Origin of the sequence: Trabulsiella odontotermitis, assembly GCF_001297775.1 — a bacterium.
GTDB classification, from domain to species: domain Bacteria; phylum Pseudomonadota; class Gammaproteobacteria; order Enterobacterales; family Enterobacteriaceae; genus Trabulsiella; species Trabulsiella odontotermitis.
Window position 1 is genome coordinate 325,943 of record NZ_LIFX01000002.1, and the last position, 16,854, is coordinate 342,796.

A 16,854-nucleotide genomic window follows, 5' to 3' on the forward strand; every position below is an offset into this window, starting at 1 on the left:
GACCCTGAATGTTAACCCTTCGGAGCTTTTGTGTCCTCATTGCCGGTTGCCGCTGTCATTCCCGAACTCCTTCAGGCGCTGAACCATGCGCCGCAAGTCTTACTCAATGCGCCGACCGGTGCAGGCAAATCCACCTGGCTGCCGTTGCAACTGCTGGAACAGGGGGCGATGACGGGCAAAATCCTTCTGCTGGAGCCGCGACGACTGGCGGCGCGCAATGTCGCTCAGCGGCTCGCGGAACTGCTGGGCGAGCAACCAGGCGGAACGGTGGGCTACCGGATGCGCGCTGAAACCTGCGTCGGGCCCACGACGCGGCTGGAAGTGGTCACCGAAGGGATCCTCACACGGATGATTCAGCACGATCCCGAGCTCAGCGGCGTGGGGCTGGTGATCCTCGATGAATTTCACGAGCGCAGCCTGCAGGCGGATCTGGCGCTGGCGCTGCTGCTGGATGTCCAGCAGGGGCTGCGCGATGACCTCAAATTATTGATCATGTCCGCGACGCTGGATAACGCACGGCTGCAACAGTTGTTGCCGGATGCGCCGGTGATTGTTTCTGAAGGGCGCGCGTTCCCGGTGGAGCGGCGCTATCAGGCGCTGGCGGCGCATCAACGTTTTGATGAAGCGGTTGCTGTCGCCACCGCTGACTTGCTGCGCGCGGAATCTGGCTCGCTGCTGCTGTTTCTGCCGGGCGTCGGTGAAATTCAGCGCGTTCAGGAACAGCTGGCTTCGCGCGTCGCCGGGGATACGCTGCTGTGCCCGTTATATGGCGCGCTGCCGCTGAGCGAGCAACGAAAAGCGATCCTTCCAGCTCCGGCGGGCAAACGTAAAGTAGTACTGGCGACCAACATTGCCGAAACCAGTCTGACCATCGAAGGGATCCGCCTGGTGGTCGACTGCGCGCAGGAGCGGGTTGCGCGGTTTGATGCCCGGACGGGCTTAACGCGGCTCATCACGCAGCGCGTCAGCCAGGCCTCAATGACCCAGCGCGCCGGACGCGCCGGGCGCCTGGAACCGGGCCTCTGCCTGCATCTGCTCGGCAAGGAACAGGCGGAACGCGCGGCGGCGCAAAGTGAACCGGAGATCCTGCAAAGCGATCTTTCCGCCCTGTTGCTGGATCTCCTGCTGTGGGGTTGTGCTGATCCAGCAGAACTTCGCTGGCTCGACCTTCCGCCTGCCAGCAACCTGGCTGCCGCACGGCGGTTACTCACCGGGTTACAGGCGCTGGAGGGCGAACGGTTAACGCCGCGCGGGCAACGCATGGCTGCGCTGGGGAATGATCCCCGGCTGGCGGCGATGCTGGTGGCGGCAGACGGGCGTGATGAGGTGGCGACGGCGGCGAAAGCCGCGGCGATCCTGGAAGAGCCGCCGCGCAACAGCGGCAGCGATCTCAGCCATGCGTTTTCACGTCAGCAGCCCAACTGGCAACAGCGCGCCCGGCAGCTCAGCCAGCGGCTGGGGACGACAGGTGGTGATGCTGACATTGACGCGCTAGCACCGCTCCTGGCACGCGCTTTTGCCGACAGAATTGCCCGCCGACGCGGTCAGGAAGGACGATACCAGCTGGCGAACGGGATGGGCGCGATGCTGGATGCAGATGACGCGTTGAGCCGTCATGAATGGCTGATTGCGCCGCTGTTGTTGCAGGGCAGCCAGTCGCCGGACGCGCGCATCCTGCAGGCGCTGCCGCTGGATATCGACCGGCTGATCGCCCGTTGTCCGTGGCTGTTACAGCAGTCAGACACCATCGAGTGGGATGACGCGCAGGGCACGCTGAAAGCCTGGCGTCGTCAGCGCATCGGCGAACTGGTGGTCAAAGTCCAGCCGCTGGCGAAGCCGTCTGAAGAAGAACTGCATCAGGCCATGCTGAACGGCATTCGTGATAAAGGCCTGGCAGTCCTGAACTGGACTCCGGAGGCGGAACAGCTTCGGTTGCGGCTGCACTGTGCGGCAAAATGGCTGCCGGAACAGCCGTGGCCGGCGGTCGATGACGCGTCGTTGCTGTCGTCGCTGGAAAGCTGGCTGCTGCCGCAAATGCAGGGCGTACACTCGCTGCGCGCGCTGAAAGCCATCAATCTTCACACGGCGTTACAAAACCTGTTGCCATGGTCATTACGTCAACAACTGGATAGTGAGCTGCCAGCGCATTACACTGTGCCGACCGGAAGCCGGATTGCCATCCGCTATCACGACGAAAATCCCCCGGCGCTGGCGGTGCGGATGCAGGAAATGTTCGGTGAAGCGACAACGCCGACGATTGCTCAGGGGCGCGTCGCGCTGGTGCTTGAGCTTCTGTCGCCTGCGCAGCGACCGTTGCAGATCACGCGTGATCTCAGCGCGTTCTGGCAGGGAGCGTATCGTGATGTGCAAAAAGAGATGAAAGGGCGCTATCCAAAGCACGTATGGCCAGACGACCCTGCGAATGCGGTGCCTACCCGGCGAACGAAGAAATATTCACAGAGCAAAAATTGAGAGATTTCTTCTTTCACCTGCGGGTGAAAGACAAGAGAATCAGGCCATTACGCCTGAAAAATGCGGAGAGAAAGCATGGCGGGGAATGACCGCGAGCCGATAGGACGAAAGGGGAGACCCGCGCGTCCGGCAAAAGAAAAGATAAGTCGTCGTCGACTTCGGGAAGAGGAGTATGACGACGAGTACGATGACTACGACGATGAGGATGAAGAGCCGATGCCGCGTAAGGGGAAAGGCAGAGGGCGTAAGCCTCGTGGTAAACGCGGCTGGTTCTGGCTGCTGGTGAAGATTTGCATCGTCCTTGCGGTGCTGGTCGCCATTTATGGCGTCTATCTTGATCAAAAAATTCGTAGCCGTATCGACGGTAAAGTCTGGCAGCTTCCGGCGGCAGTGTATGGCCGGATGGTCAACCTTGAACCTGACATGCCGGTCAGTAAAAACGAGATGGTGCGACTTCTGACGGCCACGCAGTACCGTCAGGTGACGGCGATGACGCGCCCTGGCGAGTTTACCGTGCAGGCCAACAGCATTGAGATGATCCGCCGTCCGTTTGACTTCCCGGACAGCAAAGAGGGGCAGGTGCGCGCGCGTCTGACCTTCGAGGGCGATCACCTCTCGACCATCACCAACATCGACAACAATCGTCAGTTCGGTTTCTTCCGTCTTGATCCGCGACTTATCACCATGCTCTCTTCGCCCAATGGCGAACAGCGCCTGTTTGTGCCGCGCAGCGGCTTCCCGGATCTGCTGGTCGATACGTTGCTGGCCACCGAAGACCGCCATTTCTACGAGCATGACGGCATCAGCCTGTATTCCATTGGTCGTGCGGTGCTAGCTAACCTGACTGCCGGGCGGACAGTGCAGGGCGCCAGTACGCTGACGCAACAGCTGGTGAAAAACCTGTTCCTCTCCAGCGAGCGTTCTTACTGGCGTAAGGCGAACGAAGCCTACATGGCGCTGATCATGGACGCGCGTTACAGCAAGGATCGTATCCTTGAGCTGTACATGAACGAAGTCTATCTCGGTCAGAGCGGCGACAATGAAATCCGCGGCTTCCCGCTGGCGAGCCTGTACTACTTCGGCCGTCCGGTGGAAGAACTGAGTCTCGATCAGCAGGCATTGCTGGTGGGGATGGTGAAAGGGGCGTCGATTTACAACCCGTGGCGTAACCCGAAACTGGCGCTGGAGCGTCGTAACCTGGTGCTGCGTCTGCTGCAACAGCAGAACGTGATCGACCAGGAGCTGTACGACATGCTGAGCGCCCGTCCGTTGGGGGTTCAGCCACGCGGCGGCGTGATTTCACCACAACCTGCGTTTATGCAGATGGTGCGTCAGGAGCTGCAGGCGAAGCTGGGCGATAAGGTGAAAGATCTCTCCGGCGTGAAGATTTTCACCACCTTTGACCCGGTCGCGCAGGATGCGGCTGAAAAAGCGGCCACTGACGGGATCCCTGAGCTGAAGAAACAGCGCAAGCTGAGCGATCTGGAAACCGCGATGGTGGTGGTCGACCGTTTCAGCGGCGAAGTCCGGGCGATGGTCGGCGGGGCGGAACCGCAATTTGCGGGCTACAACCGCGCGATGCAGGCGCGCCGTTCGATTGGTTCTCTGGCGAAACCAGCGACCTATCTGACCGCGCTGAGCCAGCCGAATCTCTACCGTCTGAATACCTGGATTGCCGATGCGCCGGTGTCTATTCGCCTGTCGAACGGCCAGACCTGGTCACCGCAGAACGATGACCATCGCTACAGCGGCCAGGTGATGCTGGTGGATGCGCTGACCCGTTCCATGAACGTGCCGACGGTCAACCTCGGGATGGCGCTGGGCCTGCCTGCGGTGACAGATACGTGGCTGAAACTGGGTGCGCCGAAAGATCAACTGAACGCGGTACCGGCAATGTTGCTGGGGGCGCTGAACCTGACGCCGATCGAAGTGGCGCAGGCGTTCCAGACCATCGCCAGCGGCGGTAACCGCGCCAGCCTTTCCGCGTTGCGCTCGGTGATTGCTGAAGATGGCACCGTGCTCTATCAGAGCTATCCGCAGGCTGAACGCGCGGTACCGGCACAGGCAGCATACATGACGCTGTGGACCATGCAGCAGGTGGTGCAGCGCGGTACCGGTCGTCAACTGGGCGCGAAATATCCGGGCCTGCACCTGGCGGGGAAAACGGGGACCACCAACAACAACGTAGACACCTGGTTTGCGGGTATCGACGGACGTGAAGTGGTGATCACCTGGGTTGGCCGCGACAACAACCAGCCGACGAAGCTGTACGGTGCCAGCGGTGCGATGTCGATTTACCAGCGTTATCTGGCAAATCAGTCGCCGATCCCGCTGAATCTGACACCACCCGAAGATATCGTCGATATGGGCGTAGATGATAACGGCTACTTTGTCTGCGGTGGCGGCGGTATGCGTACCCTGCCGGTCTGGACGACAAACCCGGATGCGCTGTGCCAGCAGAGCCAGGCGCAGCAGGAACAACAGCCGGGTAACCCGTTTAACCAGTCGCAGCAGCAGCCTCAACAGCAGCCGCAACAGCAGCAGCAACAGCAGCAGCAACAGCCGCAGCAGCAGGAGAAAAGCGACGGCGTCGCAGGCTGGATCAAAGACATGTTTGGCAGCAACTAACGCCATCTGTGTGCCCTCTCTCCATCGGGGAGAGGGCGTTTCATGATCGGTGAATTAACCTTCCGCTAACTCCCTAACAACGCTCCGGTTATTTTTTATTCCCTTAGAACCCTCAGGGTCGCATTCCACTTGCTATGGCTGCGGCGTTTCGCCTATTATGCTGCCGTCATAATAATAATTATCGTTTACGTTATCATTCACTATTTCATCAGAGAAACGAAATGGCGCGTCCAAAAACTGCTCAGCCAAAGCCTGCCACATTGCGTAAAATCGCAGTGGTAGTAGCCACAGCGGTTAGCGGCATGTCTGTATACGCACAGGCGGCTGAACAACCGAAAGAAGAAACCATCACCGTTACCGCCGCACCGGCCAGCCAGGAAAGCGCCTGGGGCCCGGCACCAACAATCGCCGCGAAACGTACCGCGACGGCAACGAAAACCGATACCCCGATCGAAAAAACGCCGCAGTCGATTTCCGTGGTGACGAACGAAGAGATGCAAATGCATCAGTTCCAGTCCGTCAAGGAAGCGTTGGGTTACACGCCAGGCGTGACGGTCAGCAGCCGTGGTGCTTCGAATACCTATGATTTTGTCATTATCCGCGGTTTTTCTTCTGTCGGCCTGAGCCAGAATAACTATCTGGATGGCATGAAGTTGCAGGGTGATTTCTATAACGATGCGGTTATCGATCCCTACATGCTGGAGCGAGTTGAGCTGATGCGCGGCCCGGTATCGGTGCTGTATGGTAAAAGCAACCCTGGCGGTATCATCTCTATGGTCAGCAAGCGCCCGACCACTGAGCCGCTGCATGAAGTGCAATTCAAAATGGGAACAGATAATCTGTTCCAGACCGGTTTTGACTTCAGCGATGCACTGGATGACAACGGTGAATTCTCCTATCGCCTGACCGGTGTGGCGCGTTCCAGTAATGAGCAGCAGGAAAATGCGGAGCAGCAACGCTATGCGATTGCGCCGTCTTTCTCCTGGCGCCCGGATGACAAAACCAATTTCACCTTCCTGTCTTACTTCCAGAATGAACCGGAAACTGGCTACTACGGCTGGTTACCGAAAGAAGGGACTGTTCAACCGTTGCCAAATGGTGGTCATCTGCCGACCAGTTTCAACGAAGGAGCCAGTAACAACACCTATTCCCGTAATCAGAAAATGGTGGGTTACAGCTTCGAACACGGTTTCAACGACACGTTTACCGTGCGCCAGAATTTGCGTTTCTCTGAAATGAAGGTTGCCCAAAAGAGTGCTTACGGTACCGGTCTGTGTAACAACAGCATGAACGCCTTCAACGTTTACTGTCAGGCATTGACGCCAGAGCAACAGGCACATTATCTGGGGCGTGGCACAGTCGTGGACAATGAACGCCTGCAAAACTTTAGCGTTGATACTCAACTGCAAAGCAAATTTGCGACCGGCAGTATCGATCATACGCTGCTGACAGGGGTTGATTACATGCGTATGCGCAATGATATCAATGCCCTGTTTGGTAACGCGCCAGCATTGGATCTCAACAATCTGCCGTCAATGAATGATGTTGATTTTGGTGATGCCGTTCCTTACCAGATGAACGAAAGCAAGCAAACGGGCATTTACGTTCAGGATCAAGCTGAGTGGGACAAATGGGTGGTGACGCTGGGCGGTCGCTATGACTGGTCGAAGCAGGCAACCACCGTTCGCAGCGATAACGGCTACATCGATCGCAACGATCATAAATTTACCTGGCGTGGTGGCGTTAACTATCTGTTCGATAATGGTATTTCACCATACGTTAGCTATAGCCAGTCTTTCGAACCGAACGCCTTCAGTCTTTACAGCACTCCTCGCGTCGCTTATGCACCTTCTAAAGGTGAACAGTATGAAGCGGGTGTGAAGTATGTGCCGAAAGATATGCCGATCGTGGTGACTGGTGCGCTCTATCAGCTGACCAAATCGGATACCCTCATGGCGGACCCGAACAACGCCCTGAATCAGGTGCCCGCGGGTGAGATCCGTTCTCGCGGTGCAGAGCTTGAAGCCAAAGCAGCGGTAAATGCCAATATCAATGTGACTGCGTCTTATACCTACACGGATGCGCAATACACGAAAGATACTGATCTGAAAGGCAATACCGTGGTACAGGTGCCTAAACATATGGCTTCACTGTGGGGCGATTACACCTTCAATGAAGGCGCTCTGTCAGGCCTGACGCTGGGTACCGGTGGACGCTTTATTGGTTCCAGCTATGGCGATCCGGCAAATACCTTCAAGGTCGGCAGTGCGGCTGTCATGGATGCAGTTGTGAAATACGATCTGGCACGTTTCGGTATGGCAGGCTCCAGTCTGGCAGTGAACGTGAATAACGTATTTGACCGGGAATATGTATCCAGCTGCTTCGAAACCTATGGTTGTTTCTGGGGCGCAGAGCGTCAGGTGGTTGCCACCGCAACGTTCCGTTTCTAAATCCTTTTCAGGCGCGGCTTGCCGCGCCTTTTTCACACGTTGGTCGCTATGCAGGAAAAAACTTCTCTTTCCGAAACTACCTTTTCGCTTAGCAACGTCTCTTTTCGCGTACCGGGCCGTACGCTGCTGCATCCTCTCTCTCTGACGTTTCCCGTGGGCAAAGTGACCGGACTGATCGGTCATAACGGCTCGGGCAAATCGACATTGCTGAAAATGCTCGGCCGCCATCAGCCGCCGTCGGAAGGGGAGATCCTGCTCGACGGTCAACCTGTGGAGAGCTGGAACAGCAAGTCGTTCGCCCGTAAGGTCGCCTATCTGCCGCAGCAACTGCCTCAGGCGGAAGGGATGACGGTGCGCGAACTGGTGGCGATTGGACGTTACCCGTGGCACGGCGCGTTAGGGCGCTTTGGTGTGGCGGACAGAGAAAAAGTGGAAGAGGCGATCAGTCTGGTTGGCTTAAAACCGCTGGCGCACCGGCTGGTGGACAGCCTCTCCGGCGGCGAACGTCAGCGCGCGTGGATCGCCATGCTGGTGGCGCAGGACAGCCGTTGCCTGTTGCTCGACGAACCAACGTCCGCGCTGGATATCGCGCATCAGGTGGACGTGCTGGCGCTGGTGCATCGCCTGAGCCAGCAGCGCGGGCTGACGGTGATCGCCGTGCTGCATGACATCAACATGGCAGCGCGGTACTGCGATTTTCTGGTGGCGCTGCGCGGCGGGGAAATGATTGCCCAGGGGACGCCGGAAACGTTGATGCGCGGTGAAACGCTGGAACAGATCTACGGCATTCCGATGGGCATTCTGCCGCATCCGGCGGGCGCTGCGCCGGTAAGTTTTGTCTATTGATGAACAGTTCAATGTTAATTAGCCGCCGACGTCTGCTGACCGCCATGGCGCTGTCGCCACTGCTACTGAAGATGAATGGCGCCCGCGCGGCGACAGTCGATCCGCATCGTATCGTGGCGCTGGAATGGCTGCCGGTGGAGTTGCTGCTGGCGCTCGGCGTTACGCCTTACGGCATTGCTGATATTCCCAATTACAAGCTGTGGGTGAATGAGCCCGCGTTGCCTGACTCGGTGATTGACGTTGGACTACGCACCGAGCCCAATCTTGAACTGCTGACCGAAATGAAACCGTCATATATGGTCTGGTCAGCTGGCTATGGCCCGTCGCCGGAGACGCTGGCGAAAATCGCGCCTGGCCGTGGCTTTAACTTCAGCGACGGTAAAAATCCGCTGGCGATGGCGCGTAAATCGCTGGGGGAAATGGCACAACTGCTCGGGCTGGAAACGGCGGCCCGCCAGCATCTTGACCACTTCGATCAGTTTGTCGCGCAGTACAAACCACGCTTCGCGCAGCGAGGCCAGCGCCCGCTGTTGATGCTCACTTTACTCGACGCCCGCCATATGCTTGCCTTTGGCCCTAACTGCCTGTTCCAGCCGATCCTTGACGCGTATGGCATCGTCAACGCCTGGCAGGGCAACCCCAATTTCTGGGGAAGCGAAGTGGTGGGGATCGACCGACTCGGCGAATTTAAGGATGTGGACGTGCTGTGCTTTGATCATGGCAACGACCGCGAAATGCAAAAACTGATGGCGACGCCGCTGTGGCAGGCGATGCCGTTTGTCCGCCAGCAGCGCTTTCAGCGCGTGCCCGCGGTGTGGTTTTACGGTGCCACGCTGTCGGTAATGAATTTTGTTCGCGTACTGGATAACGCGCTGGGAGGGAAAGCATGAGATCGCGAATCGCATCTTTCCCGGCAGCACTGTTACTCGCGTTGTTTATTGCCGCCGCGGCGCTGAGCTGGGTGAATTTCAACCTCGCGTTGCCGCGCGCGCAGTGGGGCGAGGCGTTCTGGCAGCCGGATATCGACAGCATCGCGCAGATGCTGTTCCACTACAGTTTGTTGCCGCGGGTGGTGGTTTCACTGCTGGTGGGCGCCGGGCTGGGTTTAGTGGGCGTACTGTTCCAGCAGGTGCTGCGTAACCCGCTGGCGGAACCGACGACGCTTGGCGTTGCGACCGGCGCGCAACTGGGGATCACCGTCACCGCGCTGTGGGCCCTGCCCGGTGCGTTGACGGCGCAGTTCGCGGCGCTGGCGGGCGCCTGCATCGTTGGCGCGCTGGTGTTTGGCGTCTCCTGGGGCAAACGCCTGTCACCGGTGACGTTGATCCTCGCTGGTCTGGTGGTCAGCATGTACTGCGGCGCAATCAATCAGTTGCTGGCGATTTTCCATCACGATCAACTGCAGAGCGTGTTCCTGTGGGGTACCGGGACGCTGACGCAAACCGACTGGAGCGTGGTGAAACAGCTGTGGCCGCAACTGCTTGGCGGCGTAATGCTGACGTTACTGCTGTTGCGCCCGCTGACGCTGATGGGGCTGGATGATGGCGTCGCGCGTAATCTCGGGCTGGCGCTGTCGCTGGCGCGTCTGGCAGCGCTGGTGCTGGCAATTGTCATCAGTGCCCTGCTGGTGAATGCGGTAGGGATCATCGGCTTTATCGGCCTGTTTGCGCCATTGCTGGCGAAAATGCTTGGCGCCCGCCGACTGCTTTCCCGCCTGATGCTGGCGCCACTGATTGGCGCGCTGATCCTCTGGCTGTCCGATCAAATCATCCTCTGGCTTTCCCGCGTCTGGATGGAAGTCTCAACCGGTTCCGTGACCGCGCTGATTGGCGCGCCGCTGCTGCTCTGGCTGTTGCCGCGACTGCGCAGCATCAGCGCACCAGCGATGGATGCCGGGGATCGCGTCGCCGCAGAACGCCAGCGCGTGCTGGCCTGGTCATTGGCAGGACTGGCGGTGTTGCTACTGGTGATGCTGGTCTCGCTTTCGTTTGGCCGTGATTCTCAGGGCTGGCAGTGGGCGGGCAGTGAGCTGCTGAATCAACTGATGGAATGGCGCGCGCCGCGCATTCTGGCTGCGTTGATCGCCGGGATGATGCTGGCGGTGGCAGGCTGTATTATTCAGCGTCTCACCGGCAACCCGATGGCCAGCCCGGAAGTGCTGGGGATCTCCTCCGGCGCGGCGTTTGGCGTGGTGGTGATGTTGTTCTTCGTACCGGGCAATGCCTTTGGCTGGTTGATGCCCGCCGGTAGTCTGGGTGCGGCGGCAACGCTGATGATTATTCTGATCGCCGCCGGACGTGGTGGTTTTTCGCCGCACCGCATGCTGCTGGCGGGGATGGCACTCAGCACGGCATTCACCATGCTGTTGATGATGCTGCAGGCCAGTGGTGATCCGCGTATGGCGCAGATCCTGACATGGATTTCCGGGTCGACTTACAACGCGTCATATCCGCAGGTGATTCGCACCGGACTGATGATGATCGTGCTGCTGGCACTGGTGCCGTTTTGCCGTCGCTGGCTGACCATTTTGCCGCTGGGCGGTGAGACAGCCCGCGCGGTAGGAATCGCGCTGACGCCATCGCGCATTGGGCTGCTGTTGCTGGCCGCATGTCTGACGGCCACCGCCACGATGACCATCGGGCCACTCAGTTTTATTGGTCTGATGGCGCCACATATGGCGCGCATGATGGGATTCCGCCGGACGATGCCGCACATCGTGCTGTCGGCGCTCATTGGCGGGCTGCTGCTGGTGTTTGCTGACTGGTGTGGCCGGATGGTGCTGTTCCCTTACCAGATCCCGGCAGGGCTGCTGTCGACGTTTATTGGCGCGCCGTACTTTATCTACCTGCTGAGGAAGCAGAGCCGATAAATCCAGGCCGGGAAGCGCTCATGCGTACCCGGCCTGTAAAACTTACAGCTGCGCAAACACTCTGCGGGCGGCGTCGATGGTGTTATCGATATCTTCTTCGCTGTGGGCAACCGACATAAAGCCCGCTTCAAATGCTGACGGCGCCAGGTAAACGCCTTCGTCCAGCATCAGGTGGAAGAAGCGTTTAAAACGCTCTACATCGCATTTCACCACATCCTGATAGCAGGTCACGGTTTCCGCATCGGTAAAGAAAATCCCGAACATGCCGCCAACGTGGTTCACCACCAGCGGGATCCCCGCCTCTTTTGCCGCTTCCCGCAAACCGTTCGCCAGTTGCGTTGTCAGCGCGGTCAGCGTGGAATGCACGCCCGGCTGAGAGACTTCCGTTAAGCAGGCGAAACCGGCGGCCATGGCAATCGGGTTACCGGACAGCGTACCGGCCTGGTAAACCGGGCCGGTCGGCGCCAGCGCGTCCATCACGTCGCGACGACCGCCAAACGCACCGACAGGCATGCCGCCGCCGATAATTTTGCCAAGGCAGGTCAGATCCGGTACCACATCGTAATACGACTGTGCCCCCGCCAGCGCCACGCGGAAACCGGTCATCACTTCGTCGATGATCAGCAGCGCGCCAAATTCGTCGCACAGCGCGCGCAGACCCGGCAGGAAATCCGGCTGCGGTGGAATGCAGTTCATGTTGCCCGCGACCGGCTCAACGATGATACAGGCGATATCCTGTGGATACTGTTCGAACGCGGCGCGGACAGAGGCCAGATCGTTATAGGTGCAGGTCAGGGTATGCTTCGCGAAGTCTGCTGGTACGCCCGGCGAGTTCGGCTGGCCGAGGGTCAGCGCGCCGGAACCGGCTTTCACCAGCAGGCAGTCGGCGTGGCCGTGATAGCAGCCTTCAAATTTGATGATTTTGTCGCGACCGGTAAAACCGCGCGCCAGACGGATTGCACTCATGGTGGCTTCAGTCCCGGAGTTCACCATGCGCACCATATCCATCGTCGGCACCAGTTCGGTCACCAGCGCCGCCATTTTCACTTCCATTTCGGTTGGCGCGCCGAAGCTCAGGCCGCGTTCCGCCGCTTCAATCACCGCATTGCGAATGGCAGGATGGTTGTGCCCCAGCACCATCGGCCCCCACGAGCCAACGTAATCGACATACGCTTTGCCGTCTACATCGTACAGGTAAGCGCCATCGGCACGTTCGATAAACAGCGGCGTACCGCCCACGCCGCTGAAGGCGCGTACCGGTGAGTTCACACCGCCGGGGATGAGTTCGCGCGCGGCGCTGAAGAGGTTTTCTGATTTGCTCATAGCCTGTTCCTGATTCGTAGAAAGCGAAATGAGGACTATTCTAAGGTATTCCGCGAAGGTTATGAAAGTGTTGCCCAAATCAAAACGAGAGCAGGGCCGGGAATTTTCAGGCGACAGCAGTGCGGCGGGATGAGTACAATACGCCGCGCAATTTGTATGACCAATGAACAAGAATGGCATGAAAGCAGAAACGTCCTCTTTTGAATCACAGCAATTTCTTCGTTTACGCCGTCGCGATGCGATGCGGCGTCTGTTGAACCGCGACAAAACGCCGCTGGCGATTTTGCTGATGGCCGCCGTGGTGGGCACGATTACCGGGCTGGCTGGTGTTGCTTTTGAAAAAGCCGTCACCGGGGTGCAAAACTGGCGTATCGGGACGCTGACGCAGGTGGCGGATCACGGTTTTCTGCTCTGGCCGCTGGCATTTATTCTCTCGGCGCTGCTGGCGATGGTGGGCTATTTTCTGGTGCGCCGTTTTGCGCCGGAAGCTGGCGGTTCGGGGATCCCGGAAATCGAAGGCGCGCTGGAAGAACTGCGGCCAGTGCGCTGGTGGCGGGTGCTGCCGGTGAAATTCATCGGCGGGATGGGAACGCTGGGCGCGGGCATGGTGCTGGGCCGCGAAGGGCCAACGGTGCAGATCGGCGGCAACATTGGCCGCATGGTGCTGGATCTGTTCCGCATGCGCAGCCCGGAAGCGCGTCATACGCTGCTGGCGACCGGCGCTGCGGCGGGGTTATCGGCGGCGTTTAATGCACCGCTGGCCGGGATCCTGTTTATCATCGAAGAGATGCGTCCGCAGTTTCGCTATAACCTCATCTCCATCAAAGCGGTGTTTACCGGCGTTATCATGTCGAGCATCGTGTTTCGTGTCTTCAACGGCGAAGTGGCGATTATCGATGTGGGACATCTGTCAAACGCGCCCGTCAACACGCTGTGGCTGTACCTGATTCTGGGGATGATTTTCGGCTGCGTTGGCCCGCTGTTTAACGCGCTGGTACTGCGCACACAGGATATGTTTCAACGCCTGCACGGCGGGGAAATCAAAAAATGGGTGTTGATCGGCGGCGTCATTGGCGGGGCGTGCGGCGTGCTGGGGCTGATCCAACCGGCTGCGGCGGGCGGCGGTTTTTACCTCATCCCCATTGCGGCGGCGGGCAATTACACCATCGGCGTGTTGCTGTTTATCTTCATCGCCCGCGTGGTGACGACGCTGCTCTGTTTCTCTTCCGGCGCACCGGGCGGGATTTTTGCGCCGATGCTGGCGCTGGGGACGCTGCTCGGTACCGCGTTTGGCATGGCGGCGGCAGTCAGTTTTCCGGCCTATCAGCTGGACGCAGGCACCTTTGCGATTGCCGGAATGGGGGCGCTGCTGGCGGCGTCACTGCGCGCGCCACTCACTGGGATCGTGCTGGTTCTGGAAATGACTGACAATTATCAGCTCATTTTGCCAATGATTATTACCTGTCTTGGCGCAACACTACTGGCACAATTTTTGGGCGGTAAGCCGCTATACTCCACTATCCTCGCGCGTACACTGGCAAAACAGCAGGCAGAACAAGAGCGCAATACACAGCAGGTGAGTGGGGAGAATACTTGAACGAAATACTCGGGTATTAGATAATGGCTCAAAAGCTCAGGTTATAATTTAACCTGACTGCAGTATAACCGGGAGTAAGAAATGAGTGATGACGTAGCAGCACTGCCGCTGCAGTTTACTGATGCCGCAGCGAACAAGGTAAAAAGCCTGATTGCGGATGAAGACAACCCGAACCTGAAACTGCGTGTGTACATCACTGGCGGTGGTTGCAGCGGGTTCCAGTACGGTTTTACCTTTGACGATCAAATCAACGAAGGCGATATGACCATTGAGAAACAGGGTGTCGGTCTGGTTGTGGATCCGATGAGCCTGCAGTATCTGGTGGGCGGTTCTGTGGATTACACGGAAGGCCTGGAAGGGTCTCGCTTTATCGTCTCCAACCCGAACGCCACCAGCACCTGCGGGTGTGGTTCCTCGTTCAGTATCTGATGCCGTTGGCCCGGTGCTGACCGGGCCGATATTCCGCATTACCGTCCGTTTTCATCCAGCGCAAACGTCGGCAGTTTCAGATGCCAGCGTATCGCCGCCAGGCGAATCACCAGCGTCACTAACATCCCCAGCATCGCTGAATTTTCAAGAGACATTGCGAACGTGTGATGCGCCGTCGCATGCACAATACCGCCGACAATACAGGCGGTGGCGTAGATTTCGGTGCGCAAAATCATGGGGACTTCACGCGCCAGCACGTCACGGATGATCCCGCCGCCGACGCCGGTTACTACGCCCATACAGATGGCGACTAACGGGCCGCTGTCAGCCAGAAACGCTTTGTTGACGCCAATCCCGACGAACACCGCCAGCCCGACGGCATCCAGTACCGGCAAAATCCATTTCGGCAACCGGCGCGGCTGACGCACCAGCAAAATCGTCAGCATGCTGGTGACCATCGCGACGACCAGATCGGTGGGATCTTTCACCCAGAATACCGGGCCATTGGCCAGCGCCATATCACGAATCGTACCGCCACCGACGGCGGTGACCACGCCGAGCACCAGTACGCCAAACGGATCCATGCGGAGTTTTCCGGCGAGCAGAACGCCGGAGATAGCAAAAACGGCTGTACCTACGATATCCAGCCAATACACGAGCATCGTTATTTTCCTGCCTGATTCACCTGCGCAAGCGCAGAACAGAGTTGTTTTGCGGCGAGGATAATACGCGGGCTCGCGCGTTCAAACCAGTCACTATTGAGAGCAATAACCGGAATTTTGAGCTGGGTATGCCAGTAAGCTGCAATTTTCGGAACTTCTCTCTCTTTTCCCCCGAAGACAATGGCCTGAGGATGACGCGACAGCACTTGCTCGCGGCTGACCTGCGGCCAGGGAACCCGGCTGGCGGCAAAAATGTTTTCTCCACCGCACAGCTCAAGGATTTCGTTCTGAATGGAGTGCTTTCCGCTGGTAAAGAGGGGATTCGTGCCGAACTGCAAAAAAACGCGCGTTTTAGATGTGCTGGCGTAGCGGGATTTCAGCGCCGCATAGTCCTGCTGTAACGCGCGGGCGGCCTGTTTCGCTTTTTCAGGCTGCGGGCTCCAGGCGGCCAGTTGTTGCAGCGCGTCAATGATGCTGGCGACAGAATCGGTTTCAATCCACAGCACGTGAATGCCCAGCGCGCTCAACTGGTTGATCTGCCGTTCGGCATTGCCCTCTTTCCATGCCAGCACCAGGTCCGGTTTGAGCGCCACGATGCGTTCAAGATTGATGCCCTGCCAGCTCGCCACCTGCTCAATGGCGGCGGCTTCAGGCGGATAATCAGAAAACGCGCTCACGCCGACTGGGGTGATCCCGGCGGCGAAAGCCAGTTCGGTATTAGACGGAGAGAGTGAAATGACCCGCGGCGCGGCGAGCAGCCACGCCGGGGTAAGCAGGAGCAGGGCAACAATGGCCCTGAAAAAGGCGTTAGCCACGCGCCAGCTTCTGCACCAGCGTTTCTACCATCAGGGTAGACTGCTTCGCCGCCACGGCGAGGAACTCGTCAAAGCTGAGGTGCGACTGCTGGTCAGCCACGTCAGAGATGGCGCGGACCACCACAAACGGTACGCCAAAGCTGTGGCAGACATGCGCAATGGCAGTGGCTTCCATCTCTACGGCAATCGCGTGTGGGAAGTTGTGGCGAATTCGTGCCAGGCCGACAGAGCCGTTGATAAAGGCGTCGCCGCTGACGATGAGCCCGCGCACCGCGTGCAGGTTCAGCGCAGTGATGCAGCTTTCTGCGGCGGCGATCAGTTTTTCATCCGCTTTAAAACCCGCCGGGCAGCCCGGTAACTGACCATATTCGTAACCGAAGGCGGTGACGTCGGCGTCGTGATAACGCGCTTCGTCAGACACCACGATATCGCCCACGTTCAGCGTCGGGGCCAGGCCGCCTGCGGAGCCGGTGTTAATAATGACATCGGGTTTGCAATGCTCGAGCAGCAGGGTCGCGCCCATCGCTGCCGCCACTTTACCAATGCCGGATTTGAGCAATGCGATCTCTGTGCCATTCAGCGTACCGGTGTAAATTTCGCTTCCGCCCAGGGTGAGCGTTTTGCGGTTCTCGATTTTGTCACGCAGCAGCGTAACTTCTTCTTCCATTGCACCAATAATGCCGATTTTCATAGATTTACTCGCGATAAGTCATAATTAGAGGCATAGTTTACCATGCGCTCAGAAGATGCGCATTTCCGGACC

General features: G+C 58.6%; 12 protein-coding genes. 8 read left to right on the forward strand and 4 right to left on the reverse strand.

Annotated elements, in window-relative coordinates; translation table 11 throughout:
* Positions 1-30 precede the first annotated feature (30 nt).
* The 6 genes from hrpB (at position 31) to fhuB (ending at position 11,265) form a co-directional block, all read left to right on the forward strand.
* Entirely contained in the window at positions 31-2,472 is a 2,442-nt protein-coding gene (gene hrpB, locus AOY23_RS03315; protein WP_054178406.1) for an ATP-dependent helicase HrpB, read from the forward strand.
* Between the two features lie 75 nt (positions 2,473-2,547).
* Complete coding sequence (gene mrcB / locus AOY23_RS03320; protein WP_054178407.1) at positions 2,548-5,100, forward strand: bifunctional glycosyl transferase/transpeptidase; 2,553 nt, start codon at positions 2,548-2,550, stop codon at positions 5,098-5,100.
* A gap of 221 nt (positions 5,101-5,321) precedes the next feature.
* On the forward strand, positions 5,322-7,550 hold the full coding sequence (gene fhuA, locus AOY23_RS03325) for a ferrichrome porin FhuA (protein ID WP_054178408.1): 2,229 nt from the start codon (positions 5,322-5,324) through the stop codon (positions 7,548-7,550).
* Between the two features lie 48 nt (positions 7,551-7,598).
* Entirely contained in the window at positions 7,599-8,396 is a 798-nt protein-coding gene (fhuC, locus tag AOY23_RS03330) for a Fe3+-hydroxamate ABC transporter ATP-binding protein FhuC (protein ID WP_054178409.1), read from the forward strand.
* Positions 8,396-9,286: a Fe(3+)-hydroxamate ABC transporter substrate-binding protein FhuD gene (gene fhuD / locus AOY23_RS03335; protein WP_054178410.1), complete on the forward strand. Its 891-nt coding sequence runs from the start codon at positions 8,396-8,398 to the stop codon at positions 9,284-9,286. The genes fhuC and fhuD overlap by 1 nt, the downstream gene beginning before the upstream one ends.
* Positions 9,283-11,265: a Fe(3+)-hydroxamate ABC transporter permease FhuB gene (gene fhuB / locus AOY23_RS03340; protein ID WP_054178411.1), complete on the forward strand. Its 1,983-nt coding sequence runs from the start codon at positions 9,283-9,285 to the stop codon at positions 11,263-11,265. Before fhuD ends, fhuB begins: the two co-directional genes overlap by 4 nt.
* 42 nt (positions 11,266-11,307) lie before the next feature.
* Here the strand turns inward: fhuB and hemL are convergent, their stop codons facing one another.
* On the reverse strand, positions 11,308-12,588 hold the full coding sequence (hemL, locus tag AOY23_RS03345) for a glutamate-1-semialdehyde 2,1-aminomutase (protein ID WP_054178412.1): 1,281 nt from the start codon (positions 12,586-12,588) through the stop codon (positions 11,308-11,310).
* Positions 12,589-12,766: 178 nt separating this feature from the next.
* On the opposite strand from hemL, the gene clcA reads away from it, so the two are divergent.
* Positions 12,767-14,185 carry a H(+)/Cl(-) exchange transporter ClcA gene (gene clcA, locus AOY23_RS03350; protein ID WP_054178413.1) on the forward strand — a complete coding sequence of 473 codons (1,419 nt, stop codon included), beginning with the start codon at positions 12,767-12,769 and terminating at the stop codon, positions 14,183-14,185.
* An 81-nt stretch (positions 14,186-14,266) separates the two neighbouring features.
* Entirely contained in the window at positions 14,267-14,614 is a 348-nt protein-coding gene (gene erpA, locus AOY23_RS03355) for an iron-sulfur cluster insertion protein ErpA (RefSeq protein ID WP_054178414.1), read from the forward strand.
* Positions 14,615-14,652: 38 nt separating this feature from the next.
* Here the strand turns inward: erpA and AOY23_RS03360 are convergent, their stop codons facing one another.
* From AOY23_RS03360 to mtnN, 3 genes are read right to left on the reverse strand one after another with little or no spacing between them, the layout of a single operon-like run.
* On the reverse strand, positions 14,653-15,276 hold the full coding sequence (locus AOY23_RS03360) for a TRIC cation channel family protein (protein ID WP_054178415.1): 624 nt from the start codon (positions 15,274-15,276) through the stop codon (positions 14,653-14,655).
* A gap of 2 nt (positions 15,277-15,278) precedes the next feature.
* The gene (gene btuF / locus AOY23_RS03365) at positions 15,279-16,091 is read right to left on the reverse strand and encodes a vitamin B12 ABC transporter substrate-binding protein BtuF (RefSeq protein ID WP_054178416.1); all 813 of its coding nucleotides are present in this window, start codon (positions 16,089-16,091) and stop codon (positions 15,279-15,281) included.
* Positions 16,084-16,782, reverse strand: a complete 699-nt coding sequence (gene mtnN, locus AOY23_RS03370) for a 5'-methylthioadenosine/S-adenosylhomocysteine nucleosidase (RefSeq protein WP_054178417.1) — start codon at positions 16,780-16,782, stop codon at positions 16,084-16,086. The genes btuF and mtnN overlap by 8 nt, the downstream gene beginning before the upstream one ends.
* Positions 16,783-16,854: the final 72 nt, after the last annotated feature.

Excerpts from the sequence above, each read along its gene's own strand:
- erpA (WP_054178414.1), top strand. The coding sequence starts at position 14,267 with ATGAGTGATGACGTAGCAGCACTGCCGCTGCAGTTTACTGATGCCGCA.
- mtnN (WP_054178417.1), bottom strand. The coding sequence starts at position 16,782 with ATGAAAATCGGCATTATTGGTGCAATGGAAGAAGAAGTTACGCTGCTG.
- AOY23_RS03360 (WP_054178415.1), bottom strand. The coding sequence starts at position 15,276 with ATGCTCGTGTATTGGCTGGATATCGTAGGTACAGCCGTTTTTGCTATC.
- mrcB (WP_054178407.1), top strand. The coding sequence starts at position 2,548 with ATGGCGGGGAATGACCGCGAGCCGATAGGACGAAAGGGGAGACCCGCG.
- fhuC (WP_054178409.1), top strand. The coding sequence starts at position 7,599 with ATGCAGGAAAAAACTTCTCTTTCCGAAACTACCTTTTCGCTTAGCAAC.
- fhuB (WP_054178411.1), top strand. The coding sequence starts at position 9,283 with ATGAGATCGCGAATCGCATCTTTCCCGGCAGCACTGTTACTCGCGTTG.
- hemL (WP_054178412.1), bottom strand. The coding sequence starts at position 12,588 with ATGAGCAAATCAGAAAACCTCTTCAGCGCCGCGCGCGAACTCATCCCC.
- fhuD (WP_054178410.1), top strand. The coding sequence starts at position 8,396 with ATGAACAGTTCAATGTTAATTAGCCGCCGACGTCTGCTGACCGCCATG.
- fhuA (WP_054178408.1), top strand. The coding sequence starts at position 5,322 with ATGGCGCGTCCAAAAACTGCTCAGCCAAAGCCTGCCACATTGCGTAAA.
- clcA (WP_054178413.1), top strand. The coding sequence starts at position 12,767 with ATGAAAGCAGAAACGTCCTCTTTTGAATCACAGCAATTTCTTCGTTTA.